This is a genomic window from Pseudomonas sp. KB_12 (assembly GCF_052114545.1).
Taxonomy (GTDB): domain Bacteria; phylum Pseudomonadota; class Gammaproteobacteria; order Pseudomonadales; family Pseudomonadaceae; genus Aquipseudomonas; species Aquipseudomonas brassicacearum.
The window spans coordinates 25720-51799 of the sequence record NZ_JBFREY010000014.1 but is presented as its reverse complement, the minus strand read 5'-3'; the positions used below and the strand labels follow the sequence as shown (position 1 = coordinate 51799).

Genomic DNA, 26080 nt, shown 5'->3' with positions numbered 1-26080 from the left:
ATGCATGACCTCGAACTGACCGAAGAACAAGTGATGATCCGCGACATGGCCCGGGACTTCGCCCGTGGTGAAATCGCCCCCCATGCCCAGGCGTGGGAAAAGGCCGGCTGGATTGACGACGGCCTGGTGGCGAAGATGGGGGAGCTGGGCCTGTTGGGGATGGTAGTGCCGGAAGAATGGGGCGGTACCTACGTCGATTACGTCGCCTATGCCCTGGCCGTGGAAGAAATCTCCGCAGGCGACGGTGCTACCGGCGCACTGATGAGCATCCACAATTCGGTAGGTTGCGGGCCGGTGCTGAATTTCGGCACCGATGAACAAAAACAGACGTGGCTGGCCGACCTCGCCAGTGGCCAGGCCATTGGCTGCTTCTGCCTGACCGAGCCCCAGGCCGGCTCCGAAGCCCACAACCTGCGCACCCGGGCCGAATTGCGCGATGGCCAGTGGGTCATCAACGGCGCCAAGCAGTTCGTCAGCAATGGCAAGCGAGCAAAACTGGCGATCGTGTTTGCCGTGACGGATCCGGAACTGGGCAAGAAAGGCATTTCGGCGTTCCTGGTGCCCACCGATACGCCGGGTTTTATCGTTGATCGCACCGAACACAAGATGGGCATCCGCGCCTCGGACACCTGCGCGGTCACCTTGAGCAATTGCACCATCCCCGAGGCCAATCTGTTGGGGGCCCGCGGTAAAGGCCTGGCCATCGCCCTGTCCAACCTGGAAGGTGGCCGCATCGGCATTGCTGCGCAAGCCTTGGGCATCGCCCGTGCTGCCTTTGAAGCGGCGCTGGCTTACGCGCGTGATCGCGTACAGTTCGACAAGCCGATCATCGAGCACCAGAGCATCGCCAACCTGCTGGCCGACATGCACACCCGCATCAACGCCACCCGCCTGCTCATCCTCCACGCCGCCCGCCTGCGCAGCGCCGGCAAGCCGTGCCTGTCAGAAGCCTCCCAGGCCAAGCTGTTTGCCTCGGAAATGGCCGAGAAAGTCTGCTCCTCGGCCATACAGATTCATGGTGGGTATGGGTATCTCGAGGATTATCCGGTAGAACGCTACTACCGCGATGCGCGGATTACCCAGATTTATGAAGGGTCGAGCGAGATACAACGCATGGTCATCGCCCGGGAGTTGAAACACTACCTGGTGTGATGGCTGTAAAAGCATCGCGAGCAAGCTTTGCTCCCACTGAATCTGTGCTGCACACAGAATACTGTGCCAGGTCACGGCCCCTGTGGGAGCAAGGCTTGCCCGCGATAGCGGTGTATCAGTCATTTATAGGCTGAATGTACCGCCGCCTTCGCGGGCAAGCCCAGCTCCCACAGGGTTTAGCGACGCACACAAATGCTGCGTATCCCTCCGATCCCCTGTGGGAGCGAGCTTGCTCGCGATGGCGGTGTATCTGTCACTGAGATGCCGAATGTTCAGGCCCAATCGCGAGCAAGCTCGCTCCCACAGGGTTTGATGGCGCACACAAAGGCTGCATACACCCCAAATCCCCTGTGGGAGCGAGCTTGCTCGCGATGGCGTCAGTGAAAACGCCGCCTTACTTGTCCTGGAACTCCGCCGCACGCTTGGCTACGAATGCCGCCATGCCTTCCTTCTGATCCTGCGTCGCAAACGCCGCGTGGAATACTCGGCGCTCGAAGCGCACGCCTTCGGACAGGCTGACTTCAAAGGCGCGGTTGACGCTTTCCTTGACCATCATGCTGATGGGCACCGACTTGGAGGCGATCAACGCTGCAGTCTTCAGCGCCTCGTCCAGCAACTCATCGGCCGGCAGGATCCGCGCGACGATGCCGCAACGCTCGGCTTCCACCGCATCGATGAAGCGCCCGGTCAGGCACATTTCCATGGCCTTGGCCTTGCCCACCGCGCGGGTCAGCCGCTGGGTGCCGCCCATGCCTGGCAGCACGCCGAGGTTGACCTCCGGCTGGCCGAACTTGGCGTTGTCACCGGCCAGAATGAAGTCGCACATCAACGCCAGCTCACAGCCACCGCCCAAGGCAAAACCGTTCACTGCCGCGATGATCGGCTTGCGACGGTTGGCCACTCGGTCGCTGTCGCTGAACAGGTCGTCCAGGTAGATCTGCGGGTAGGTCAGCTCGGCCATTTCCTTGATATCGGCACCGGCGGCAAAGGCTTTTTTCGAGCCGGTCAGCACGATGCAGCCAATCTTCGGATCAGCCTCCAGGCTGTCCAGCGCCTGGTTCAGTTCGCTGACGATCTGCGCATTCAAGGCGTTCAATGCCTGGGGACGGTTGAGGGTGATCAGGCCAACGCGGTCCTTGATCTCCAATAAAATCGTTTCATAGCTCATGCAGGACTCCTGTTCAAAGATTGCGCGAAATGACCATGCGCTGAATGTCGCTGGTGCCTTCGTAGATCTGGCAGACCCGCACGTCGCGGTAGATGCGCTCCAGCGGGAAGTCGTTGAGGTAACCGTAGCCGCCCAGGGTTTGCAACGCCATGGAGCAGACTTTTTCAGCCATTTCCGAGGCGAACAGCTTGGCCATGGAGGCCTCCACCAGCGCCGGCTGACCGCTGTCTCGCAGGGCAGCGGCGTAGTGCACCATTTGCCGGGCCACGGCGATCTGGGTTGCCATGTCGGCCAGGCGGAACGCCACGGCCTGGTGCTCGATGATCGGCTTGCCGAAACTGGAGCGTTCCCGGGCATAGTCCCGCGCCGCCTCGAACGCCGCGCGGGCCATGCCCACCGCTTGCGCCGCGATGCCCACGCGCCCGCCTTCCAGGTTCGCCAGGGCGATCTTGTAGCCCTCGCCCTCCTCACCCAAGCGATTACCCACCGGCACCTTCACATCCTCGAAGAGAATCTGGCAGGTGTCGGAGGCGTGCTGGCCGAGTTTGTCTTCGACTCGGGCCACGCTGTAGCCCGGCGAATCGGTCGGCACGATGAATGCACTGATGCCACGCTTGCCTGCGCTCGGATCGGTCACCGCAAACACAATCACCACCCCGGCATTCTGCCCGGACGTGATGAACTGCTTGCAACCGTTGAGCACGTAATGATCACCCTCCAGCCGCGCCCGCGTCTTGAGGCTGCTGGCGTCCGAACCGGCCTGGGGCTCGGTCAGGGCGAAGGCGCCAAGCATCGCGCCACTCGCCAGGGGCGTGAGGAATTTCGCCTTCTGCTCATCGTTGCCGAACTTGAGGATCGGCACGCAGCCCACCGAGTTGTGCACGCTCATGATGGTCGAGCACGCGCCGTCGCCAGCGGCGATTTCCTCCAGGGTCATCGCGTAGGCCAGGTAACCGGTGTCACAGCCGCCCCACTGCTCCGGCACCAGCATGCCGAAGAAGCCCAGCTCGGCCATTTCATCGATGGCTTCCCGGGGAAAACGGTGCTCACGGTCCCATTCGGCGGCGAACGGTTTCAAGCGCTCCTCGGCGAACTGTCGGGCCATGTCGCGGATTTGGGTCTGTTCTTCAGTCGGGAGCATGGTGATTCCTTAATACAGGCATTCGACGGCCATGGCCGTGGCTTCGCCGCCGCCGATGCAAATGGCCGCGACGCCGCGCTTCAAGCCTTTCTGGCGCAGGGCTGACAGCAAGGTCACCAGGATCCGTGCGCCAGACGCGCCAATCGGGTGGCCCAGCGCACAGGCGCCGCCGTGGACGTTGACCTTGTCATGGGCAATCTCCAGCTTGTCCATGGTCACCAGCCCTACCACGGCAAAGGCTTCGTTGACTTCGAACAGGTCGACTTGATCCAGCGACCAACCGGTTTTCTGCATCAGTTTCTTCACGGCGCCAATCGGTGCGGTGGGAAACAGGCTCGGAGTATCGGCAAACGCCGCGTGACCGTGAATCACCGCCAGGGGCTTGAGGCCACGCTGGGCAGCCTGGCTCTGGCGCATCAGCACCAGGGCAGCGGCACCATCGGAAATGGAACTGGCGTTGGCCGCCGTCACCGTGCCGCCCTCGCGGAACGCCGGTTTGAGCGAGGCGATCTTGTCGATCCGTGCTTTCGGCGGCTGCTCGTCGTGGCGCACGGTCACTTGCTCTTTGCCGACCATGACCTGCAACGGCACGATCTCGGCGTCGAAGCTGCCATCCTTGATCGCCTGCTGGGCGCGGGTGGTGGATGCAATGGCGAAGGCATCCTGGGCCTCGCGACTGAAGTCATTGGCCTCGGCGCAATCTTCGGCGAAAGTGCCCATCAGCCGACCTTTGTCGTAGGCGTCTTCCAGGCCGTCGAGGAACATGTGGTCAAGCACCCGGCCATGGCCCATCCGGTAACCGCTGCGGGCCCGATCGAGCAGGTACGGCGCGTTGGACATGCTCTCCATGCCGCCGGCCACCACCACTTCGGCGCTGCCAGCGATGAGCATGTCATGGGCGAGGATCGCCGCTTCCATGCCCGAACCGCACATCTTGTTGAGCGTGGTGCAGCGGGTCGACTTGTCGAGCCCGGCGCCCAGCGCGGCCTGACGCGCCGGTGCCTGGCCCAAGCCTGCGGCGAGTACGCAACCGAACAGCACTTCTTCAACCGCGTCGGGTGCGATGCCGGCTCGCTCCACGGCGGCCTTGATGGCGGCGGCACCCAGCTGCGGGGCGCTGAGGCTTTTCAGTTCGCCCTGGAAACCGCCCATGGGGGTGCGGACGGCGCTGACGATGACAATAGGATCGTTGGACATCATGAATCCTCCTGATTATTTGGCTACCATACGCAAGGCACCGTCGAGACGGATCACCTCGCCGTTGAGCATGCTGTTCTCAATGATATGCCTGACCAGCGCCGCGTACTCGGAAGGTTTCCCAAGGCGTGGCGGAAACGGCACGCCGGCGGCCAGGGAATCACGGACTTCCGGGGTCATGCCGGCCATCATCGGGGTCTCGAAGATCCCTGGCGCAATAGTCATCACCCGGATACCGAAACGCGCCAGCTCGCGGGCGGCCGGCAACGTCAGGCTGGCGATGGCGCCTTTGGATGCCGCATAAGCCGCCTGGCCGATCTGTCCATCGAAAGCCGCCACCGACGCCGTATTGATGATCACCCCGCGCTCGCCGTCGGCGTCTGCCTCGGTTTCGGCAATGGCCGCAGCCGCCAGGCGCAGCAGGTTGAAGCTGCCGATCAGGTTGACGTTGATCACCTGGCTGAAGCTGGCCAGGGCGTGGGGACCGTTCTTGCCGAGGATCTTCTCGCCGCGCACGATACCGGCGCAGTTCACCAGGCCATTGAGACCGCCGAACGCATCGACCGTGGCCTTGACCGCCGCTTCAGCCGCCGTTTCGTTGCTGATGTCGGCCACCACGCTCTGGCAACCCAGTTTTTGCGCCTGGGCGGCCACGGCGTCGGCGTTGAGGTCCACCAGCATCACTTGGGCGCCGGCCTTGACCAGCATTTCACCGGTGGCCGCGCCGAGGCCGGAAGCACCGCCGCTGACGAGGAAAATCTTGTTGTCGATCTGCATCATGGTTTCCTTGGATTCAAGCTGAAACGTTGGACGCCACGGCCTCTTGAGCCTTGGCGATTTCCTGGTTGCGCAAGATAAAGCGCTGCAATTTGCCGCTCGGGGTTTTCGGCAAGTCGCTGACAAATTCGATTTCACGGGGATAGGCATGGGCCGCCAGGCGCTTGCGCACATGCAGGCGCAGCTCTTCGGCCAGCTCCGGTGAGGCACGGAATTGCGCGCTGAGCACCACGAAGGCCTTCACCAGCTCGGTGCGTTCCGGATCGGGCTTGCCGATCACCGCCGCTTCCACCACGGCCGGGTGTTCGATCAGTGCGCTTTCCACGTCGAACGGACCGACCCGGTAGCCGGAGGTGGTAATCACGTCGTCGCTACGGCCCACGAAGCTGATGCTGCCGTCGGGGTTCAGCTCCACGGTGTCGCCGCTCAAATAGTAGTCACCGACGAAGGCCTTGGTCGGCCCGCCTTCGTAACCGGCGAACCAGCACATGGGCGATTGACTGCGATCCAGCGCGAGAATGCCCGGCTGGCCTACGCCCAGCTCGCGCTGATTTTCATCCAGCACCACGATCCGATGGCCTGGCGAGGCAAAACCGGCCGCGCCCAGGTGCACCGGATGTTCCAGCCCATGGTGGTTGCACAGCACCATGCCCAGTTCGGTCTGGCCGTAATGGTCGTGGATCACCACGTTCAGGTTATCGGCGAACCAACGGATCACCTCCGGGTTCAACGGCTCACCAGCGCTGCTGACGATGCGCAGCTTGCCCTTGATCGAGCGGGCAAACTGCTCGCCACCGGCGATCAACAGGCGATAGGCCGTGGGCGAGCCGGTCAGGTTGGTGATGCCGTATTTGTTGATGACCCGGCAGGTGCTTTCCAGGGTGAACGGGCCATCGTAGAAGGTAATCGGATGCCCCATGGCCAGCGGCCCGGTCACGCCAAAATAGATGCCGTAGGCCCAGCCCGGGTCAGCGACGTTCCAGAAGGCGTCTTCAGGGCGCAGGCCTACGGCGTCACGGGTGTAGCTCTGAAACGCCACGATGGCCTTGAGCGGCACCGACAGCGCCTTGGCAGGTCCCGTGGTGCCGGAGGTGAACATCAGCAGGAACGGGTCTTCGCCGGTGAGCATCAGCGGTTCGCACTGGCTGGAGTGGTTCGCCACTTCGGCCCAGAAACTGTAGTCGCCGCGCACGATGCCCTGGCCCTTTTCGCCGCCGACCGTGACGATGGTGGGGCAACCGGCGACTTCGTCGAGCTTGGGACGGTTGACCGCATCGGTGACGACCAAGCGCGCGCCCGAGCTGCCGAGGCGGTGCTCGATGGCCTTGGGCCCGAATGCGGTGAACAGCGGTTGATAGACCGCCCCAATGCGCCAGGTGGCGAGTACCACGATCAACAGTTCAGCGGTGCGCGGCAGCAGGCCGGCCACTTTGTCGCCCTTGCCGATGCCTTGGGCCCGCAGGAAATTGGCGAACCGTGCGGCGTTGTCCTGCAGGTCACGGTAAGTCCAAGTCGCATCGCTGCCGTCACGGCCCTCCCAGAACAAGGCGATGCGCCCTGGCAACGCATGCCGGTCACAACACTCGACGCAGGCATTGAGCGCATCGAGCGAGCCGTGCAGTGCGGTGTTGACAGTGTGCAGGTAATCGAACTGCGAAGTGGCGGACGAATAATCGCGCATGACCAGCATCCCTCTGTGGTTTTTATTGGTTGGGGGAACCGTAATAGCAGGCAAATACTCGCGCCGAAGGGCTGTGGCGGCAATGGTCAAAGCTTTCAAGTTGCTTGACTGGTTTGGCCATGGTCCGAGGGATGTGTTGTCAGTACGGCCGCCATCGCGAGCAAGCTCGCTCCCACAGGGTGTTTGGGCGGTCACAAAGTCGAGGCCCCCCACCAATCCCCTGTGGGAGCGAGCTTGCTCGCGATGGCGGTGGTTCAGCCGCTACAAGGGTTGCTGCCAGGCAAACGAATACACCTTCTCCGGCGCTGGCGACTGGCAGCGCCGGTTGTCCGCATCAGCCCCCACCAGGAACCACTCCGCTCTTGAGGTATCGCCGACCCGGCGAGCCTTTTGCGGGTCGTAACAGCGGGCCAGGTCCCGAGCGGGCACCAGGACGAAGGCCTGGGGGTGACTGCGCAGCCAGGTGGCGGATTGTTCCAGGGAGTTGCCGTTATAAAAGCCGAAATGCACGATGGGTTGCTGGGCGAACAGCCAATGCCCCTCACGCCACCCCACAAGCACCAACTCGGCATTTGAAGTCATCCCGGCGACATCGCGCATCAAGGTCTGGTGGGGGTTGATGCCTTCCTTGTGGGGCTCGATAAAACCGCGCACAAACCAGGCACACAGCCACAGCGCAGCCAATACGTTGAAGACCACCCTGCCCCTCGGTCGCGCGCCAAACCAGCGGCGCAGCATCCACGGCACAAGTGGCGCCACCACCAGAATCAACGCGGGTAACGCGGGAAAGATATACAGCTTGCGTTTGCCGCTGCTCAGGCTAAAGAACACCAACACCAGCAGTACCCAACCGAGCAGCACCAACACCCGACCGTCGTGCTTGAGCAGTTGTTTACGCCAGGCCGGCACCAACCAGGGGAGCATGAACACAATCGGCAGCCAGTACTTCGGAATCACCTGGACGAAGAAATACCAGAATGGCTCGCGATGCTCCCATGCGTTGGCATAACGCCCAGCGGTCTGTTTGAACAGGATTTCCTGGGCGTACGCCAGGCTGTCGGCACTGCCCTGCGCCACAATCATCAGCAAAGGCCCCAGCCATAACGCGATGGCGGCCAATGCTACGACCAGCCCCAGCCACCAGCGTCCCGCCTGGCCAGGCATGGCCACCACCCCTTTCCAACCTTTGCGCAGCGCATAGGCGTAGGGAATCAGCAGTAGCACCGGCAGAAACCCCACGCCTTTGCTGATGATCCCCAACCCCATCGCCGCGCACGCCACGTAGTACCAACGCCAGGCCGGGCCGAGCAGCATGTGCCGGCACAGGCCATAGATCCCCAGGATGGTCCAGAGCGCAAGGAAACCATCGATCTGCCCGGTGCGCAGGATGCTGTAGGTCTGGTAAGTCGCGAGAAACAAGAGCGCCGCGATCACCCCAACACGCCGTCCCCACAAACGTCGGCCCAGGTCATACAGACACGCAGTGGTGACGGCGCCTGCCAGCAGCGCGGGCAAGTACAGGGCAACTTTGGGCAGGTGGGTCTGTTGCACGAACAGCGCCACCGTCCACATGAACAGCGGCGGCTTGTCGGCGTAGATTTCACCGGCACGATGGGGAATGAACCAAGAGCCGTTCTGCAGCATCTCCAGGGCAACGCCAAGGAAGCGCTCCTCATCGACGTTCATCGGTTGGCGCCAGCCCAGGCCCGCGCCCACCATGATCAAGGCCAATACCACAAACGCCAGGAGCTCGAGCCGCGAGGAAGATAATCGTATCCGCACCGTCTCAGCCCTTCTTGGCCAGTTCGGGGTTTTCCTGCTCATGATGCTTGGCGATCAACTGCAAATTGCGCAGGTAAACGATAAAGCCGAAGGACTGGCCGACAATGAACACCGGGTCTTCGCGGTAGATGGCATAGGCCAGCAACAGCGCGCTGCCGATGATGCTCAGGTACCAGAAGCCCACGGGAATCATGCTGCGCTTCTTGTATTCGCTGTACAGCCATTGCAGGGCAAAACGCCCGGTGAATGCCAATTGACCACCGAAGCCAACGGCCAACCACAACGATTCTCTGCCCATTTCAAACCTCGGTTTCTTGTGCGTTGACGTCCAGGCGGGTGCGCTTGATCAGCCACCACACCCCGAACAGATCGACAATGCCCACCAGCGCCCGGTCCAGGTTGCTGTAGTTGGACACCCCGGCCCCGCGCTCACGGTGATTGACCGGTTGAACCAGCATCCGGCCGTTGTGACGGCGGATCAGCGCCGGAATAAAACGGTGCATGTGATCGAAATACGGCAGACGCAGAAACGCCTTGCGCTCGATCAACTTGATGCCGCAACCGGTATCGGGCGTCTGGTCCTTGAGCAGGCTGGCGCGCAATTTGTTGGCAAACCGCGAGGCCCAACGCTTGCTCGCCGTGTCCCGGCGATTGACGCGATGCCCTGCCACCAGCTTGACGCCCGCGGGGGTGCCTTCGGAGCCGCGCACCAGGTCGAGCATTTTCGGCAGGTCGGCCGGGTCGTTCTGACCGTCGCCGTCCAGGGTTGCCAACCAATGCCCGCGTGCCACTTCAGCGGCGTGGTAGATCGAGGTGCTCTGTCCGAGGGAACGGGTGTGGCTGAGCACTCGCAACTGCTGGTAGCCGCTGCCTTGCAGCGTCCGCAACTCAGCGGCGGTGGCGTCGGTACTGCCATCGTCGACCACGATGACTTCAAAAGCCTCGTCGACCAGCGCCGCACGTACTTCTTCCAGCAATGGAATGAGGTTGCCTGCTTCGTTCTTTGCCGGAATCAGGACCGACACATAAGGGGTTTCGTGCATGACGCTCCAGTAAAAAGCTGAGGAATGAGGGGTTAAACGCGGTAATACGCGCGGTACCAATCGACAAACGACTGCACACCGACGGGCACTGCGACCTGTGGGCGAAACCCCACCCGCTCCTCCAGTTCGCGAGTGTCCGCCCACGTGTCGACCACGTCGCCCGATTGCAATGGCAAGAAATTCTTTATCGCGCGGATGCCCAGCGCTTCTTCAATGCACTCGATAAACTGCAAAAGCTTCACCGGTGAGCCGAAGCCGATGTTGTAGACCTTGTTGCGCACGCCGCTCTCATCGGTCGGCGGCAGCGGTATCAGCCGCACGAGGCCCTCGACGATGTCGTCGATATAGGTGAAATCGCGAGACATCGCGCCGTCGTTATAGACGTCGATGGTGCGCCCCTTGAGGATCGCATCGGTGAATTTGAACGGCGCCATGTCGGGCCGTCCCCAAGGCCCATACACGGTGAAAAACCGCAGGCCGGTGGTGGGAATGCCATAGAGATGCGAGTAAGCGTGGGCCATCAGTTCATTGGCGCGCTTGGTCGCCGCATAGAACGATACCGGCTGATCGACGGGGTCGGTGGTGGCATACGGCAGGCGGTCGTTCAAGCCATACACCGAACTGCTCGAGGCGAAAATCAGGTGCGCCGGCCGATGGGCACGGCAGGCTTCCAACACGTTGAGGAAACCTACCAGGTTGCTTTGCGCATAAACGTCCGGATTGTCGATCGAATAACGCACGCCGGCTTGAGCCGCGAGGTGGACGACCTGGTCGAAGGCATGTTCGGCAAACAACTCCAACAGTGCCTGTTTGTCTGCCACATCCAGCAACTGAAAGCGGAAATCGCGGCATTCGGCCAACTGAGCCAGTCGTGCCTGTTTCAGCTCGACGCTGTAGTAGCTGTTGAGGTTGTCGATGCCAATGACCTGATGGCCATCGCTGCACAGCCGCTTGGCGGTATGAAATCCGATGAACCCTGCGACGCCGGTGACCAGTACTCTCATACGCGGCCCAAAACGGTCATTTGCATACATTACCCTGATGGATGGCCCGGCTTTTCCGGGGCCTGCACAGGCTTGTATCAGAAATAAATGACGGTTTTATGAGCGTAGCGAAAACCCCTGTGGGAGCGAGCTCGCTCGCGATAGCGTTGGCTCAGCCGCCTCTTCATCGACTGCCAGCCCCTCATCGCGAGCAAGCTCGCTCCCACAGGGGCTTGGGTAGGCACAAGATTGGAGGCCAGCCGATGGGTCAATCAGGGTCGTTGAGAATCAGGCTGCGATAATGCCCCGGGTTGGACCCAGACCATTTGCGAAACGCCTTGTAGAAGGAGCTGGCATCGGCAAAACCCAGGCGTGAGGCGATTTCGACGAAACTGATGGAGGGCTCGGCCAGCCAAGTGATCGCCAGATCCTTGCGCACGCTGTCCTTGAGGCCCTGGTAAGTCTGGCCCTCCTCCGCCAGGCGTCGGCGCAGGGTGGACGCGGACACGCACAGCTGCTGAGCCAGGGCCTCGGTTTCCGGCCACTGTTCGGCAGGCAACTGCCGCAGGTCGTGCCGGATACGGCTGGCCAGGCTTTGCGGGTTGCGGTACTTGACCAGGATGTTGGCCGGGGCCTGGGCCAGGAAGCGCTTGAGCTCATCAGCGTTGCGCCTGATCGGCAGGTCGAGGCATTCGGCGGCGAAAATCATTCGGGTGCGAGGCCGGTCAAAACGCAGGTTCTGGGAAAACATCACCCGATAGTCGTCGCAGAAATCCGGCGCCGGGCAACGCAGTTCGACGGAAAGAATGGGAATGCGCCGCCCGGCCAGCCAGCAGGCCACGCCATGGACGATCATCCAGTAGGTGAAATAGGTAAAGGCCCGGCGCGGTTCCTGATCGTCTTCCAGCAGCACGATCTCCGCCAGGCTTTGCTGGCGCACCCATTGGGCCGGCAGGTGTTCGAGCATCAGCGACAGAAACCCCAGCCCCGTCGTCAAGCCGCTCGCCAGCGTGGGCTGGGCCATGGCGCACTGGCAGAGAAACGCCAGGCTGCCGGACTTGAGCTTGCGCGGGTCCATGCCAAAAAACTCGTCATCCAGGCGCCGGGCGAGCAAACGCCAGAGCCGCGCATAGGCATGGGCCGGGACCCGTGCCTGGGCGTCGTCGAGCAACGCGGGATCGATGCCCACCTTGCTCAATACCTCATCGGTAGCCGCTCCGGGGGCGCAGCTTTGCAGCAGCGCCTCACGCACCAACTGAATGGAGATGGTGTCTTTTTTCGACATGGCGCGGGTGTTCACAGGATCCGGTAAAGCAGCCGTTCTATCCGCACCCGGCTGACCCGTTTCAGGAACCTGGCCACGGCGTCGGGGTAATCCGGCAGGGTTTCCAGGTCCAGGTAACGTTCGATCCGGCGGGTGTGGCGGTAGATCTGTTCAAGCTCGGCCTGGCGCGGCGCCAGCAACTCGCCCTTGGGGTCGTCCAGCAACAGCGCGTTTTCCAGGTCCAGGCGAAACGCCCGCGGGTTGAGGTTGTTGCCGGTCAGCAAGGTGTAGCGCTCGTCGACCCACATGCCCTTGAGGTGATAGGTATTGTCCCCGTCACGCCACAGGTGCAGGTTCAATTGACCGCTGTCGATAGCGCGCTGATGCCGTTTGGCGAAGCGCCGCAAGCTGATTTCGTAGAGGTATGGCAGCGCCGCGATGATCTTGAACGGCTCGCTTGGCGGAATGTAGAAGTCGTTGGCGGTCTTGTCGCCGACGATGATGTCGATCTTGACCCCACGGGCCAAGGCGCGATTGAGCTCCCGGGTCACCGCCAGGGGCAGGTTGAAATACGGTGTGCAAATGGTCAGTTGCTGGCGACTGCTGGCGATCAGCTCACCGATCACCCGGCTCAGCGGATTGTTCTTGCCCACGCCCAGCAACGGGCTTACCGACAGGCCACTCTTGTCGAGGCTGCCAACGCTGGTGTCATAGGTCGCGTACTTGAGGCGACTGCGCAGGTCGCCGATGTCCTTGCGCAAACTGCGGGTGCTGGGCAGGTTCGGCAGGTCCAGGCGGTGCACGGCCCGGGAGGTGACCAGGCCGTGCTGCACCAGGTGATGCATCGAATCGGCCAGTGCCGTGTTCTGCAGCAGGTGATAGCGGTCGTAGCGGTATTTGTCGAACTTGTGCAGGTAGACGTTATTCAGGCTGGCGCCGCTGTAGAGCACACAGTCGTCAATCACGAAGCCTTTCAAGTGCAGCACGCCGAACAGCTCGCGGGTCTGCACCGGCACGCCGTAGATCGGGACTTCGCTGGCATGGGTGCGAGTCTGTTCCTGATACCACGCCGAGTTGCCCGGCTGCTTCTTGGCGCCGATCAGCCCGCGCTGGGCCCGCAGCCAGTCCACCACCACGACCACATCCAGTTCCGGACGCGCGGCCTTGGCGGCATGCAGGGCATCGAGGATTTCCTGGCCGGCCTCGTCCTGTTGCAGGTACAGCGCGACGATGTAGATGCGCTGGGTGGCCTGGGCGATTTTCTCCAGCAGGCAACGGCGGAATTGGGCAGCGCCATCGAGGATGGTCACCGCGTCGGCGGTCAGTGCAAAGCTGCGCAGCTTGGGCAGCAGGGAGCGTTTGAAAAGCGACGGCATAGGGCTCGCAAAAGGTCGATTCCGAAGAACGGATGAGCTTACACCATGGATGGGTTTGGGTCTTCCTGTCCTCAAGAAAAAATGACTTGACCAAGGAGAACGATCATTCTACTTTTGTTTCATGAACGAAATCACTGGTAATGAAACACGAGACATCATCCTCGATGTCGCTGAAAAGTTGATCTATAAAAGTGGCATCGCCGCCACCGGCATGGACCTTCTGGTGAAAACCGCCGGCGTCTCCAGGAAAAGTGTTTATCGCTACTTCGCCAACAAGGACGACCTGATCGTCGCCGCCCTCAGGCGGCGGGACGAACGCTGGATGCACTGGTTCTGCACCGAAGTGGACAAGGCGCCGACCCCGACTGCACGGCTGCTCAACCTGTTCACCGTGCTCAAGGGCTGGTTCGACAGCGAAGGTTTCCGCGGCTGCGCATTCATCAACACCAGTGGCGAAACCGGCGATCCACAGGATCCGGTCCGCCAGGTGGCGAAGCTGCACAAACAGAAGTTGCTCGATTACGTAACCCGGCTGTGCGTCGAACAAGGTGTCCAGAACCCGGACGCACTGGCCCGCCAACTGCTGATTCTGATTGACGGCGCCATTACCGTGGCGCTGGTCATGGGCGACCACAGCGCGGCTGACGACGCCCAGGACTTGCTCGAAAAACTGCTGCACGCCTGACCTGTTGAACCCTTGTGCAATTCGTCAATTCACTGGAGATCCGCCATGTCTGCCTCTTCCGAAGTTCGTCCGCCGTTGCCGCCGTTCACTCGTGAATCGGCGATCGAGAAAGTTCGCCTGGCCGAAGACGGCTGGAACTCTCGTGACCCACAGAAAGTATCCCTGGCCTACACGCTGGATACTCAATGGCGTAACCGCGCCGAATTCGCCCATAACCGCGAGGAAGCCAAGGCATTCCTGACCCGCAAATGGGCCAAGGAGCTGGATTATCGGCTGATCAAGGAGCTCTGGGCCTTCACCGATAACCGCATCGCCGTGCGCTACGCCTACGAATGGCACGACGACTCGGGCAACTGGTTCCGTTCCTACGGCAACGAAAACTGGGAGTTCGATGAGCAAGGCCTGATGTACAACCGCTATGCCTGCATCAACGACATGCCGATCAAGGAAAGCGAGCGCAAGTTCCGCTGGCCGCTGGGCCGCCGGCCGGACGATCATCCGGGGTTGTCTGAGTTGGGGTTGTAACGCTTTCGACTGAACCACCGCTATCGCGAGCAAGCTCGCTCCCACATTGGATTTCAGCGAATACACATGGTGTGTCCGACATGGATCCCCTGTGGGAGCGAGCCTGCTCGCGATGGCGGTCTGACTGAGTACATATCCATTTCTGCGGTGACGGCGGCTTAGGGTTCCGCCCTTACGGCGGGTCACTTTTGGAAGAGCCGGGAGCCGGACCAGCCAAAAGTAACCAAAAGCGCTTTGCCCCACCACTCGGCACCTCGCCTAGGTTCGGCGTGCCCGAGATCAACGTCCACGCCGAGGCGGCCTAGTAGCCGACCTGGTTCTTCCGGTCGTACACCCATCAGATCTGTGGGAGCAAAGCTTGCTCGCGAGGCGGCCTTATAGTCGACCTGGTTCTTCCGGTCGTACTCCAATCCCATTGTGGGAGCGAGCTTGCTCGCGATGACGGCGGCAAATCCAGCAAGGGTCCAAGCTGACCCACCGCTATCGCGAGCAAGCTTGCTCCCACAGTACAGCGGTGGGCATGCAGTAGCGCCAGACCAGCGGCCCCTCCAACAGGCTTGACCCACATGCCGCCAGGCATCACATTGCCTGGGCCGGCGATAAGCTCGCTGTTTCGTTGTGCAGCAGATTCTTGTGGAGCCCATGACCGCGTCGATTCCGATCCGTCCCCCCTGCCCGCCCGGCGTCTGCGATTGTGGCCGTGATGCCTTGCTGCAAGCGCCTGGCAGCGACCTGCGCATCCTGTGCCTGAATCGCCAGGAAGAAAAACGCCTGCTTGAGCGTCTGGAGAACATCCAGGACCTCGACGAACTCCAGCGCCTGCAGCAGCGCCTGTACGAAAACCTGGGGATCCGCCTGAGCGTCGAGCCTGGCTACAACGAAGTGCGGACCATGCGCGGCATCGCCATCGAATTCCAGGACCAGCCCGGCCTGTGTCGCAAGATTCGCCAGTCGATTCCCGCCGCCATCCGCCGTGGGCTGGAAAAACGCCCGGAGATTGCCTGGCGGCTGCTGGATGCCCACGATCTGTTTCGCGACATCTGAACCCAGGCGGCTCCTTCCCTGGAGCGGCACCTCGGCCTAGAAATCCACCGTCGCGGAAAGCAGGTAGGTGCGCGGGGTCGACAGTGTCAAGCCAGCCTCACTGTCATCCGATGCGCCGGCCGAACTCCAGTAGCGCTTGTCTGCCACGTTTTCGATGTTGGCCCGCAGGGTGATGTGCTTTTCGTCGACCTTGAACGCGTAGCGGGCGCCCACGTCGAAACGTTCCCAGGAATCGATTTGCTTGGTGTTGGACTGGTCCAGGTACTGCGAGCTGGAGTAGATGCCACGGCTGGTCAGGGTCAGGCCCTGTACCGTCGGCACGTCCCATTCGGCGCCGAGGTTGACGTTGTACTTCGGCGTGGCCGGTGCGCGGTTGCCATCGAAGGTGCCGTTGGTGGTATGGGTCAGTTCGCTGTCGATGTACATCACACCACCCAGTAAGCGGGTTCCCTTCAGCGGCTCACCAAATACACTCAACTCCACGCCGGTGTTTTCTCGCTTGCCGTTCGGGCCGAAGACACGCGTCGTCGCGTCGGTCGCATAGGCCGGCTGCTTGATCCGGAACAGCGCGGCGGTGACGGCGAACGGACCGGCATCATACTTGGCGCCCACCTCGACCTGGCGGCTGATGAATGGCGGGAAAATCTCGTCCTCATTCACCGATGTCGACGGCGCGATCTTGCCCTGGCTCAGGCCTTCCATGTAGTTGGCATACAGCGACAGCCTGTCGGTCGCCTTGAACAGGATGCCGCCCGACGGCGAAACCTTTTCCTCATCGTAGGCAGTGTCGCCCTTGACGTTATTCGTCCAGTCGTCAACCTTCACCCGCTGCCAGCGGGCACCGAGGGTCAGCAGCAAGCGATCGTCGAACAGCCCCAGGGTGTCGGACAACGCCACGCCACTGAAGCGGTTCTCGGTGTAGACCTTGTCGTCCTGTCGCGTCGGGTTGCTCGGCGTCGGGGTCTGTACCGGGTCATACAGGTTGCTGCTGCCGTTGGCGTAACGGGCGCCGCCATTTTCGAAGTCCATGTAGAAATAGCTGGCCGCCAGGTTGACCTCATGGCTCACCGGGCCGGTATGGAACCAGTTGCGCACCCCGGCCGTGGCCGTCCGGACATTTTCGTCACGGGTAAAGTCACGGGGCTGGACGGTGAAGTCACCCGCGTCGTTGGTCACCGAAACGTTGTGCCGAAGGAAGTCGTGCTCGCTTTTGCGCGCCCCCACACCGCCATACAGCATGACGGAATCGTTGACGTCGAATTCAGCGTTCACGGCGCCGAAGGTGTCCTTGGTGCGTGCCTTGCTCCAGGACTGGGCGTAGTTGTCACGCACATCACTGGCGTGAGGAACCTGTGCATTGGCGCCCACCTGCACGCGTTCCTGGGGCGCGTCGGTGTTACGCTCGGTGCGGCCGATGTCCGTCGACAGTCGCAGGCGCTCACCGCGAAAATCCAGGCCCAGCACCGCCATCTCGCGGTCCACGCTCTGGTGATCCCATTCGGTGTCGCCCGCCTGCTTCACGCCATTGAAGCGAATCCCGAACTTGTCATCCTCACCAAAACGCCGACCGACATCCACGGCACCGCCAATCTGGTTGTTGGAGGCATAGCTGCCGGTGAACGAGGTGATGGGCTTGTCGGTGGCACGCTTGGGCACCACATTGATCCCGCCCCCCACGCTGCCCCGCGGCGAGATACCGTTGATGAGCTGGCTCGGGCCCTTGAGAATATCGACGCGTTCGGCCATCTCCATGTCGATGGTGTAGGTTGGCAGGATGCCGTAGAGACCGTTGTACGCAACATCACTGTTGAACAGGCTGAAACCGCGAATGGTGAACTGCTCAAAGCGTCCGCCCGCCGGGTTGGTGGCACGGACCGAGGGGTCGCTGGCGATCAGGTCGCCCAAGGTGCGCGCCTGCTGGTTCTTGACCGCAGCGCTGGTGTAGGTGGTCATGCTGAACGGCGTTTCCATGAAGTCCCGCGAGCCCAGCAAGCCTTGCGAACCGCGGCGAGCGACCTGGCCACCGGCATACACCGGGCTGTCCGTCGACGCCGTGGCGCCGACAATCGAGGTGGGTGCCAGTTGCAGGCTGCCGCCTTCTGGCGCCGGCATCAGGATGTAGGCCTGCTCACCCACCGCTTGCAATTGCAGGCCCGAGCCCGACAACAGCCGGGCAAACCCCTCCTCTACGCCAAACTCACCCGAAAGCCCGGCGCTGTTGCGACCACTCACCAGGGCCGGATCCACCGACAGGTTGACGCCCGCCAGTCCGGCAAACCGGGTCAACGCCCCGCCGAGGCTGCCGGCCGGCACCTGGTAGCTGCGCCGGTCGGCTTCTTCGGCCAGGCTCGATGAGATAAAGAACGGGCTGGCGCTCAAACTCAGCATAAGGCTCAGGTTCAACAGCGGACGCCAGCCGGCAAAGGCCGGGCGCAAACGCAAAGGTGCAACTGCGGACATTGGAAAGCGCTCTCATTTTTGTTCAGTTGCCTTGAATGACAAGCGAGACAAAAAAAGGGGACAGGCCTCAGGCTCGATTCCTGGCGAAACTTGCAAGCCACCCCCATCTGTGGCGAGGGAGCTTGCTCCCGCTGGGGTGCACTGTAGGAGCTGCCGAAGGCTGCGATCTTTTGATCTTTCGCTTGAGATTCAAGTGCCCGGGGAAAGATCGCAGCCTCGCTTCGCTCGGCAGCTCCTACAGGCCCAGCGGGAGATCGACTTCAATTGGCCTCAGGCCATATTTTTGCGAAGTGTCAACGTGACCCAGTAGCGAGTGCGCATGTGCACGTCCAGCGGCAGGCTGGCTGCAAGCAGCGTGAGGATTCGGTCGGTGTTGTCCAGGCGGAAGCTGCCGGTGATTCGCAGGGATTCCAGGGGTTCGTCCCAACGCAACACCCCGGGGCGATAGCGGCTCAGTTCCCGCAGGAAATGCCCCAGTGGCTGGTCCTGCGCAACCAATACGCCGTCACGCCAACCCAGCTGTGCCACGTCGAACGCCTTCACTGGCCCCGCGCCTGAATCCTGGATGTTGACCTGCTGGCCCGCTTCCAAGCTCAGCAATGGCCCGCGCAAGGGTTGCAGTTGTGCCGAGCCGCTGACCACCGACACCCGGCAATCGCGTTCGCCCAGATACACACAGATTTCGCCACGACCGACCGTGATGAGCCCGTAGGGTGATTGAACGGACAGCGGCGTGCGCCCGGCGAGCTTGAGGGTCATTTCGCCGCGCACCAGCACCAGGCGATGCGCCTTGAGGTCCAGGTCGACGGCGCTGTCGGTGTTCAGTTGCAGCGCACTGCCATCGACCAGCGACCAGCGCCGTTGCTCGCCCGTGGCGGTGTGCAAATCAGCGCGCCAGGCCTCCAACGGCAGCGCTCGCCCCAGCAACCAAGCGGTCGGGACCAATGCGGCGACGCCCAATGCGCGCTTGAGCACCTCGCGCCGAGCCAGCACTGGGCGGTCCAGGGTCGCCATGCCCAGGGACGCGGGCACCCCGGCAAAACGCTGGCGCAATCGCTGGGCCTTCTGCCAGGCCGCCTCATGATAAGCGCTGCTGTCGCGCCAGCGTTGCAGGGCCGCCGAGTCGAACGCATCCCCGTCGAACTCCATCAGGGTCAACCAGCGAGCCGCCGCCCGCGCCGCTTCGCGGGCTTCGGGTGAAGGGGCCGAGCGCATCAGAAGTCCACCAACAGGCAATGCTCATAGGCCTGGGCCATGTAGCGCTTCACGGTGCGTTCGGAGACTTGCAGGCGCTCGGCGATCTCGCGATAACCCAGGCCTTCAAGTTGGCTCCAGAGAAAAGCCCGCCGCACCAGGGGCGGCAGGCCATCGAGCAGTTCGTCCAAGGCTTGCAGGGTTTCCAGCAGCAGCCAGCGTTGTTCTGGCGACGGTGCGCAGGCTTCGGGCAGGCTCGCCAGGGCGTCGAGATACGCCTGCTCCAGATTGCGCCGGGTGTAGAAATTGCTCAGCAGGCGTTTGCCAACGGTCAGCAGATAAGCCCGGGGCTCTTGCAGGTCAGCCAAGGTCTGGGAACTGGAAAGCACCCGCAGGAAGGTATCCTGGCGCAGGTCCGCCGCATCCCAGGCATTGCCCATGCGCCGTCGCAGCCAGCCTTCCAGCCAGCTACCGTGGTCACGGTACAACGCATGGAGGGAATGCTCCGTCGGCGTAACTGCATCACACATGTCCAGAGCCTGCGCAAAGTCTTAAATGAGACTGATTCTAATTAATGTTCGCGCGTTAATCCAAGCTCTTTATGCAAAGTGTGTCTAGACACGGGGATGGAATTGATAGAGGGCCCTGTGGGAGCAAAGCTTGCTCGCGATGGCGGTGTGTCAGAAACATGGATGCTGACTGATACTCCGCTATCGCGAGCAAGCTTTGCTCCCACAGGCAGGTCTTTTGCGAGCAGTGCTATCAGTGGCTGGCGTGCAAGGTCTTCGGCACTTCAGGCATGGCCGAAGAGTGGTGGTTGATGATCTTCCACTGGCCATCGAGGCGCTCATAGAGGAAGGTGTAGCGCGCCTGGACCTCGCGCTTGGAACCGTCGGCCTGGGTCAGCGTGAAGGTATAGACACCACTGTCCATCGCCGCATCGGGGCCCAGGTGGCGGATCTCCCGGTAGTTGATTTGCCCGACCGGTTTGCCGGCCAGGAAATGCTCGAAGTAATCCTGGATCTGCGCCGGCGTGTTGCGCACCTTGTTGGAAACAGTCGGTTGCAAAATCGCATCCGGGGCGTAGAGGCCGGTCACGGCAGTGGCGCTACCGGTTTGCAGCGCGGCGTTCCAGCGGTCGAACAGCGCCGCGATCTCGCGGTCATTCACATTCTTGGGCTGCTCGGCCACCGTGCGATACACGTAAGGCGTAGCCTCAAGCGCCTGGACAAGCGGCGCGGCCAGCAGGAATAAAGCAGCAATGGCGCAGGTTTTCATTTTCATCAAAGTGGTCCTTTGGGTTTCAATGGGCCCACTTTGCCGGCCTTCCCTGCCTTCGCCATCGGCCAACCGGTGCCAATCGCCTATGCCGTTCGGCAGATAGGCCCGGTGCCGGTGACACGTTCTAATGACGCCACCGCGAACCGGACCGGTCCTCTTCCACGCTGGAGTTCCCCATGCAAAGTCCACCCCATGACCCCGGCAGTGCCCTGGCGATCCGCAGCCAATATCGCCAGTCGCAAAGCCGTGCCGCGCGCCTGGGCCTGCTGCTGGGCACCGGCCATGAACTGACGCAGTTGCCCCTGTCGGCCATGCGCCAGCGTGCGTTGCAACGGGCGTGCGCGTTCATGGCCATGGACCATGGCCTGCTGCTGGAGTGGGCGCCGGACCACCCGTTGCGCACCCTCGCCAGCCACGGCAGCGCGGAGCGACTCGAGCTGCTCGCCAACCTGGCCCAGCCACAAACGCCCGGCCCACAATGGCTGGAGTCGCCCGGCAGCGCCCTGCCCCAGGTCTTGCGGGTGCCGTTGCGTGCCTCCGACGGCGTAGCGTTCGGGGCGTTGTTGCTGGGTAACAGCGTGGCCCTCGGCGCGCCGGACAACGAAGACATCGAATCACTGCAATTGCTCGCGACGCTGTTGGCGGCGCACCTGGAAAACAGCCGTCTGCTCGAAGCACTCCAGGCCCGCGAACGGACCATGTCCGAGTTGGTCCACCGCTTGTTCAGCGCCCAGGAAGACGAACGCAAGCGCGTGGCCTACGACCTGCACGACGGCCTGGCGCAGAATCTCGCTGGTTTGCATCAGCGCTTGCAGGGCTTCGCCGGTCGCTGCCCGTCGCTACCGCCGGCACTGGCGAGCGAGCTGCAAAGTATCCTCGACCTGGCCCAAGGCTGCGTCGGCGAAGGCCGGCAACTGATCGGTGGCCTGCGCCCCCACGTGCTGGATGATTTCGGCCTGTACAAAGCCGTCGACAAGGAGGCCGACCGCCTGCGCGACGCGGGCCTGACGGTGAACTGGGCCGAACACAGCACCGCGCGCCTGCCGGGCAACACCGAGATCGCCCTGTTTCGCATTGCCCAGGAAGGCATCAACAACATTCTCAAGCACGCCCAGGCCAGCCATGTGCACTTGGGGTTGGCGGTGGACGATGGCCACGCTTGCCTGCGAGTGGAGGACGATGGCCGTGGCTTTGCCCTGGAACAACCCATCGAGACCAACGGCAGCTGCCATCTGGGGCTGGCTGCCATGCAGGAACGCGCGCACTTGCTGGACGGACACTTGAGCTGTTGCAGCCAGCCCGGCGGCGGCACCCGACTGCTGGCCAGCGTGCCGCTACCGGCCCACGGAGGACACCCATGAACTCACCTTTGCGCCTGCTGCTGGCCGATGACCACGAAGTCACCCGCACCGGGTTTATCAGCATGCTCGCCGGCAACCCGGGATTCGAGGTCGTCGGCCAGGCCCGCGACGGCCAGGAAGCCCTCGACCTGTGCGAGCGGCTACAGCCGGACATCGCGATTCTCGACATCCGCATGCCCGTCCTCAACGGTTTGGGCGCGGCGCGGATCCTGCAGCAGCGCCAGCCCGGAATCAAAGTCGTGATCTTCACCATGGATGACAGCCCCGACCACCTCGAAGCCGCCATCGGTGCGGGCGCAGTCGGCTATCTGCTCAAGGACGCCAGCCGCGATGAAATGCTCGACGCCCTCAAACGGGTCGCCCAGGGCGAAGAGGCATTGAACAGTTCGGTCAGCGCGCGCCTGCTGCGCCGCATGGCCGAGCGCGGTGCGAATGGTGCCACTCAAGTCCAGGCCCTGACCGCCCGGGAACGCCAGGTCCTGGGGCTGGTGGCCGGCGGTTTCAGCAACCGTGAAATCGGTGAAAAGCTGGGCATCGCGCCCGGCACGGCCAAGGCCCACGTAGAGCGCGTCATCGGCAAACTGGGCGCCGCCGACCGGACCCAGGCCGCCGTTCGCGGCGTTGCCCTGGGCCTGGTGGCGCAACCCTCCGGGCAATGGCCATGAGGTTTCTCGCCGCCCGCCGCTGGGCCGACCTGCCCTTGCGCGGCAAGGCCCTGGTGGTGATTTCCCTGCCCCTGGTGGTCCTGCTGCTGTCGCTGGTGCTGATCTATATCACCGAACGCCAGACCGCCCGGGCCGAAGAAGATGTGCGCCGGGTGCTGCTGGTCCAGGGTGATATCCAGACAGTCCATACCCTGTTGGCCGAGGCGGCGGCCAGCGTGCGCGGTTACCTGCTGACCCGCCGCGAAGATTTCCTGCCCAGCTACGAGCAGGCCACGCCGCTGATCCATGCCGCGTTGCAGCGCCTGGACCACAACATTCGCGACGCCAGGATGCGCGAACACCTCAAGACCATCACCCCGCTGATCGCCGACAAACTCGAGGGTTTGCTCGCTTTGCGCAACGGCAAGCGCGACGACCCCGAAGCCATCACCGCGATCCTGATCGAAAACAAACAGGTGCTGGACGTGCTGCGCGAGCAGATCAGCGCCATGCGCATACGCGAGGACGCCCTGCTCGCCGACCGCAGCGCCGCTGCCTCGGCCACGCGCATGCGCCTGTTGTTCGCCACCTTGCTGGCGGCGGTGTGCGGGCTGCTGGGGGCGATTGTCGCGGTGTTGTTCCTGTCCAAGGGCATTGTCGCCCGGGTCCAGCAGGTACAAGGCAACGCCCAGCGCCTGGCGTTGGGCCAACCCTTGTTGCCGCAACCGCCGGAGCAGGACGAAATCGGCCAGCTCGGCACGCGCCTGGTGGAGGCCGGGCAGTTGCTCGCCGAACGCGAGCGGGCCCTGCGCGACAACGAGGAGCGCTTGCGGCTGATCATCGATGGTGTGAAGGACTACGGGATCTTCGCGCTGGATGCCCAAGGCTACGTCACCACCTGGAACGCCGGCGCGGAGCGGATCAAGGGCTACACCGAGCAGGAAATCCTCGGCCGCCATTTTTCCCTGTTCTACCTGGCCGAGGAATGCCCGGCGCACCCGGACATGGCCTTGCGCGAAGCCACCCGCGACGGTCATTACATGGAAGAAGGCTGGCGTTGCCGTAAGGACGGCAGCCGCTTCTGGGCCAGCGTGGTCATCACCGCCCAATACGATGGCACCGGCGCCCTGCGCGGCTTTTCCAAGATTACCCGCGATATCACTGATCGGCGCGCCGCCGAAATCGCCCTGCGCACCGCCCGCGAAGAAGCCGAAAGCGCCAGCCGGGCCAAGAGCGAGTTTCTCTCGCGCATGAGCCACGAGCTGCGCACGCCACTGAACGCCATCCTCGGTTTCGCTCAATTGCTGGACATGGACTCCACGGCTGGCCAACGCCCCCAGGTCAGCCACATCCTGCGGGCAGGCCAGCACCTGCTGGCATTGATCAACGAGGTGCTGGACATTGCCCGGATCGAGGCCGGGCGCCTGCCGCTGAACATCGAACCGATCGCCCTGTCGACGGTGCTGCACGAAGCCCTGACCTTGGTTTCACCAATGGCCGCCGACGCCGGGATCCACTTGGCCGAGCTGCCAGCGCTGCCCGACGACAGCGGCGTGCTCGCAGACCGCCAGCGCCTGGTGCAGGTGCTGCTCAACCTGCTGTCCAACGCCATCAAGTACAACCGGCCCGGCGGTGAGGTGCGCATCGAGGTCAGCATCCAGGCCCATCAGGTGAGCATCGCCGTCAACGACACCGGCCATGGCATTGCCCCGGAACAGCTGGACCAACTGTTCAAGCCCTTCGAACGCCTGGGCGCCGATCCCCAGGTCGAAGGCACTGGCCTGGGGTTGTCCTTGAGCAAGAGCCTGCTGGAAATGATGCAGGGCAACCTGCAGGTCCACAGCGAGCCCGGACACGGCTGCTGTTTCACCCTGCAACTGCCCGGCACCCAGGTGGTTGGCGCGCATTTGCCGCCTATCGCCGCCCTGGCGGTGACACGTTCGCCTGTGGACTATCACGGCAAAGTCCTGTGCATCGAAGACAACCTGTCGAGCCTGGCGCTGATCGAAACCCTGATGCAACGCCGCCCTGGCATCCAGTTATTGTCGAGCATGCAAGGCCAGATGGGCCTGGACCTCGCTCGCCAGCACACCCCGCAACTGATCCTGCTGGACGTCAGCCTGCCGGACCTCGAAGGGCTGGAAGTCTTGCGGCGCCTGCGCCAGTCCCCGGCCACCGCCGCCACGCCCGTGCTGATGATCACCGCCGATGCCAGCGACCTGACCCACCGCGCCCTGCATGACGCCGGCGCCACGGCGATCCTGACCAAACCTATTCATATCCAGGCCTTCCTGGGCCACCTCGAGCACTATCTACCGGAGCCCGCATGAATCGCGACTTGCGCATTCTGATCGTCGACGATCAGCGCCCCAACCTGGACCTGATGGAACAACTGCTGGCCCGCGAAGGGTTGCACAACGTGCTGAGCAGCACCGAACCGTTGCGCACGCTCGATCTGTTCAACAGCTTCGAGCCGGACCTGGTCATCCTCGACCTGCACATGCCGGCGTTCGATGGTTTTGCCGTGCTCGAGCAACTCAACCGACGCATCCCGGCCAATGACTACCTGCCGATCCTGGTGCTGACCGCCGACGCGACCCGTGACACGCGCCTGCGGGCCCTGGCCCTAGGCGCCCGGGATTTCATCAGCAAACCCCTGGACGCGCTGGAAACCATGCTGCGCATCTGGAACCTGCTGGAAACCCGTGCGCTCTATAAGGCGTTGCGCGAGTTGATCCCGTCCCAGCAGATCGAACTGTTGCGCCAGCACCGTCCCGCCGTCGACCCGGTGTAGTTCATTTGATCCAGTAGTGAAAGGAATCGGCGGGGTTTAGTGCCCGCGAATGTAGTGTTCCAACTGCCGGATCAAATCCGCCTGCTCGACAATCGCTTCTTTCACCAGGTCACCAATGGACAGCAGGCCGATCAACTGCCCGTTATCCAGCACTGGCAGGTGCCGCAAGTGGCTGTCGGTCATGACTTCCATGCAGCGGTCGATGCTCTGCTGGCAGTCGGCGGTGACCACCGGCGCGCTCATGATGGTGCGTACCGTCGTCCCCACCGATGAACGCCCCTTGAGCACCATCTTGCGCGCGTAGTCCCGCTCGCTGAACACACCCACCACCTGGCCGTCCTCGATCACCGGCAGCGCACCGACATTTTTCTCGGCCATGATCTGCAGCGCTTCGAGCACCGTCTGCTCCGGTGCGATGCTGTGGACCTGCTGGTTCTGCACACTCTTGAGTCTTACCAGTTGGGCGGCGGTCTTCATTGTTCATCCCCACATTTCAATAAAATCTGACCCGCTGTTGTGGCGAGGGAG

General features: G+C 62.7%; 24 protein-coding genes. 8 read left to right on the top strand and 16 right to left on the bottom strand.

What is annotated here, in order from left to right:
- Complete coding sequence (locus AB4Z20_RS13490) at positions 1-1152, top strand: acyl-CoA dehydrogenase family protein (RefSeq protein ID WP_003202007.1); 1152 nt, start codon at positions 1-3, stop codon at positions 1150-1152.
- Positions 1153-1546: 394 nt separating this feature from the next.
- Here the strand turns inward: AB4Z20_RS13490 and AB4Z20_RS13485 are convergent, their stop codons facing one another.
- The 11 genes from AB4Z20_RS13485 to pssA all read right to left on the bottom strand — a co-directional run bounded on the left by AB4Z20_RS13485 (position 1547) and on the right by pssA (position 13564).
- Positions 1547-2320 carry an enoyl-CoA hydratase gene (locus tag AB4Z20_RS13485; RefSeq protein WP_003202009.1) on the bottom strand — a complete coding sequence of 258 codons (774 nt, stop codon included), beginning with the start codon at positions 2318-2320 and terminating at the stop codon, positions 1547-1549.
- A gap of 13 nt (positions 2321-2333) precedes the next feature.
- The gene (locus AB4Z20_RS13480) at positions 2334-3461 is read right to left on the bottom strand and encodes an acyl-CoA dehydrogenase (protein ID WP_214510370.1); all 1128 of its coding nucleotides are present in this window, start codon (positions 3459-3461) and stop codon (positions 2334-2336) included.
- Between the two features lie 9 nt (positions 3462-3470).
- Positions 3471-4661: an acetyl-CoA C-acyltransferase gene (locus tag AB4Z20_RS13475; RefSeq protein ID WP_442090077.1), complete on the bottom strand. Its 1191-nt coding sequence runs from the start codon at positions 4659-4661 to the stop codon at positions 3471-3473.
- Between the two features lie 12 nt (positions 4662-4673).
- On the bottom strand, positions 4674-5435 hold the full coding sequence (locus tag AB4Z20_RS13470; protein WP_442090076.1) for an SDR family NAD(P)-dependent oxidoreductase: 762 nt from the start codon (positions 5433-5435) through the stop codon (positions 4674-4676).
- A gap of 16 nt (positions 5436-5451) precedes the next feature.
- Entirely contained in the window at positions 5452-7116 is a 1665-nt protein-coding gene (locus tag AB4Z20_RS13465; RefSeq protein ID WP_442090075.1) for an AMP-binding protein, read from the bottom strand.
- Between the two features lie 261 nt (positions 7117-7377).
- On the bottom strand, positions 7378-8835 hold the full coding sequence (locus AB4Z20_RS13460) for an ArnT family glycosyltransferase (protein WP_442090114.1): 1458 nt from the start codon (positions 8833-8835) through the stop codon (positions 7378-7380).
- A 67-nt stretch (positions 8836-8902) separates the two neighbouring features.
- A complete protein-coding gene (locus AB4Z20_RS13455; RefSeq protein ID WP_092143294.1) occupies positions 8903-9196 on the bottom strand; it encodes a lipid-A-disaccharide synthase N-terminal domain-containing protein in 294 nt (97 codons plus the stop codon).
- A 1-nt stretch (position 9197) separates the two neighbouring features.
- Positions 9198-9941 carry a glycosyltransferase family 2 protein gene (locus AB4Z20_RS13450; protein ID WP_442090074.1) on the bottom strand — a complete coding sequence of 248 codons (744 nt, stop codon included), beginning with the start codon at positions 9939-9941 and terminating at the stop codon, positions 9198-9200.
- A 32-nt stretch (positions 9942-9973) separates the two neighbouring features.
- Positions 9974-10945 carry an NAD-dependent epimerase gene (locus AB4Z20_RS13445; RefSeq protein WP_442090073.1) on the bottom strand — a complete coding sequence of 324 codons (972 nt, stop codon included), beginning with the start codon at positions 10943-10945 and terminating at the stop codon, positions 9974-9976.
- A 247-nt stretch (positions 10946-11192) separates the two neighbouring features.
- Positions 11193-12209 (bottom strand): AraC family transcriptional regulator, encoded by a 1017-nt coding sequence (locus AB4Z20_RS13440; protein WP_253474976.1) that lies wholly within the window; start codon positions 12207-12209, stop codon positions 11193-11195.
- Between the two features lie 11 nt (positions 12210-12220).
- A complete protein-coding gene (gene pssA, locus AB4Z20_RS13435; RefSeq protein WP_214510363.1) occupies positions 12221-13564 on the bottom strand; it encodes a CDP-diacylglycerol--serine O-phosphatidyltransferase in 1344 nt (447 codons plus the stop codon).
- A gap of 121 nt (positions 13565-13685) precedes the next feature.
- Between pssA and AB4Z20_RS13430 the strand changes: the two genes are divergently transcribed.
- From AB4Z20_RS13430 to AB4Z20_RS13420, 3 genes are all read left to right on the top strand, one after another.
- Positions 13686-14249, top strand: a complete 564-nt coding sequence (locus AB4Z20_RS13430; protein WP_253474980.1) for a TetR/AcrR family transcriptional regulator — start codon at positions 13686-13688, stop codon at positions 14247-14249.
- 45 nt (positions 14250-14294) lie between these two features.
- On the top strand, positions 14295-14774 hold the full coding sequence (locus tag AB4Z20_RS13425; RefSeq protein WP_046062452.1) for a nuclear transport factor 2 family protein: 480 nt from the start codon (positions 14295-14297) through the stop codon (positions 14772-14774).
- A gap of 642 nt (positions 14775-15416) precedes the next feature.
- Complete coding sequence (locus tag AB4Z20_RS13420; protein WP_018610475.1) at positions 15417-15818, top strand: hypothetical protein; 402 nt, start codon at positions 15417-15419, stop codon at positions 15816-15818.
- A 36-nt stretch (positions 15819-15854) separates the two neighbouring features.
- Here AB4Z20_RS13420 and AB4Z20_RS13415 read toward each other — a convergent pair whose 3' ends face one another.
- The 4 genes from AB4Z20_RS13415 to AB4Z20_RS13400 all read right to left on the bottom strand — a co-directional run bounded on the left by AB4Z20_RS13415 (position 15855) and on the right by AB4Z20_RS13400 (position 20756).
- On the bottom strand, positions 15855-18278 hold the full coding sequence (locus AB4Z20_RS13415; protein ID WP_442090072.1) for a TonB-dependent siderophore receptor: 2424 nt from the start codon (positions 18276-18278) through the stop codon (positions 15855-15857).
- Between the two features lie 270 nt (positions 18279-18548).
- Complete coding sequence (locus tag AB4Z20_RS13410; RefSeq protein WP_442090071.1) at positions 18549-19493, bottom strand: FecR domain-containing protein; 945 nt, start codon at positions 19491-19493, stop codon at positions 18549-18551.
- Complete coding sequence (locus tag AB4Z20_RS13405; RefSeq protein WP_003202042.1) at positions 19493-20002, bottom strand: sigma-70 family RNA polymerase sigma factor; 510 nt, start codon at positions 20000-20002, stop codon at positions 19493-19495. Before AB4Z20_RS13405 ends, AB4Z20_RS13410 begins: the two co-directional genes overlap by 1 nt.
- A gap of 232 nt (positions 20003-20234) precedes the next feature.
- Positions 20235-20756 carry an SgcJ/EcaC family oxidoreductase gene (locus tag AB4Z20_RS13400; RefSeq protein ID WP_013693409.1) on the bottom strand — a complete coding sequence of 174 codons (522 nt, stop codon included), beginning with the start codon at positions 20754-20756 and terminating at the stop codon, positions 20235-20237.
- Between the two features lie 173 nt (positions 20757-20929).
- Between AB4Z20_RS13400 and AB4Z20_RS13395 the strand changes: the two genes are divergently transcribed.
- From AB4Z20_RS13395 to AB4Z20_RS13380, 4 genes are read left to right on the top strand one after another with little or no spacing between them, the layout of a single operon-like run.
- Positions 20930-22114 (top strand): sensor histidine kinase, encoded by a 1185-nt coding sequence (locus AB4Z20_RS13395; protein WP_442090070.1) that lies wholly within the window; start codon positions 20930-20932, stop codon positions 22112-22114.
- A complete protein-coding gene (locus AB4Z20_RS13390; protein WP_214510355.1) occupies positions 22111-22779 on the top strand; it encodes a response regulator in 669 nt (222 codons plus the stop codon). The genes AB4Z20_RS13395 and AB4Z20_RS13390 overlap by 4 nt, the downstream gene beginning before the upstream one ends.
- Positions 22776-25088 carry an ATP-binding protein gene (locus AB4Z20_RS13385; protein WP_253474997.1) on the top strand — a complete coding sequence of 771 codons (2313 nt, stop codon included), beginning with the start codon at positions 22776-22778 and terminating at the stop codon, positions 25086-25088. Before AB4Z20_RS13390 ends, AB4Z20_RS13385 begins: the two co-directional genes overlap by 4 nt.
- A complete protein-coding gene (locus tag AB4Z20_RS13380) occupies positions 25085-25552 on the top strand; it encodes a response regulator (protein WP_442090069.1) in 468 nt (155 codons plus the stop codon). The genes AB4Z20_RS13385 and AB4Z20_RS13380 overlap by 4 nt, the downstream gene beginning before the upstream one ends.
- A 36-nt stretch (positions 25553-25588) precedes the next feature.
- Here AB4Z20_RS13380 and AB4Z20_RS13375 read toward each other — a convergent pair whose 3' ends face one another.
- Positions 25589-26029 carry a CBS domain-containing protein gene (locus tag AB4Z20_RS13375; RefSeq protein ID WP_320388650.1) on the bottom strand — a complete coding sequence of 147 codons (441 nt, stop codon included), beginning with the start codon at positions 26027-26029 and terminating at the stop codon, positions 25589-25591.
- Between the last annotated feature and the right edge of the window lie 51 nt (positions 26030-26080).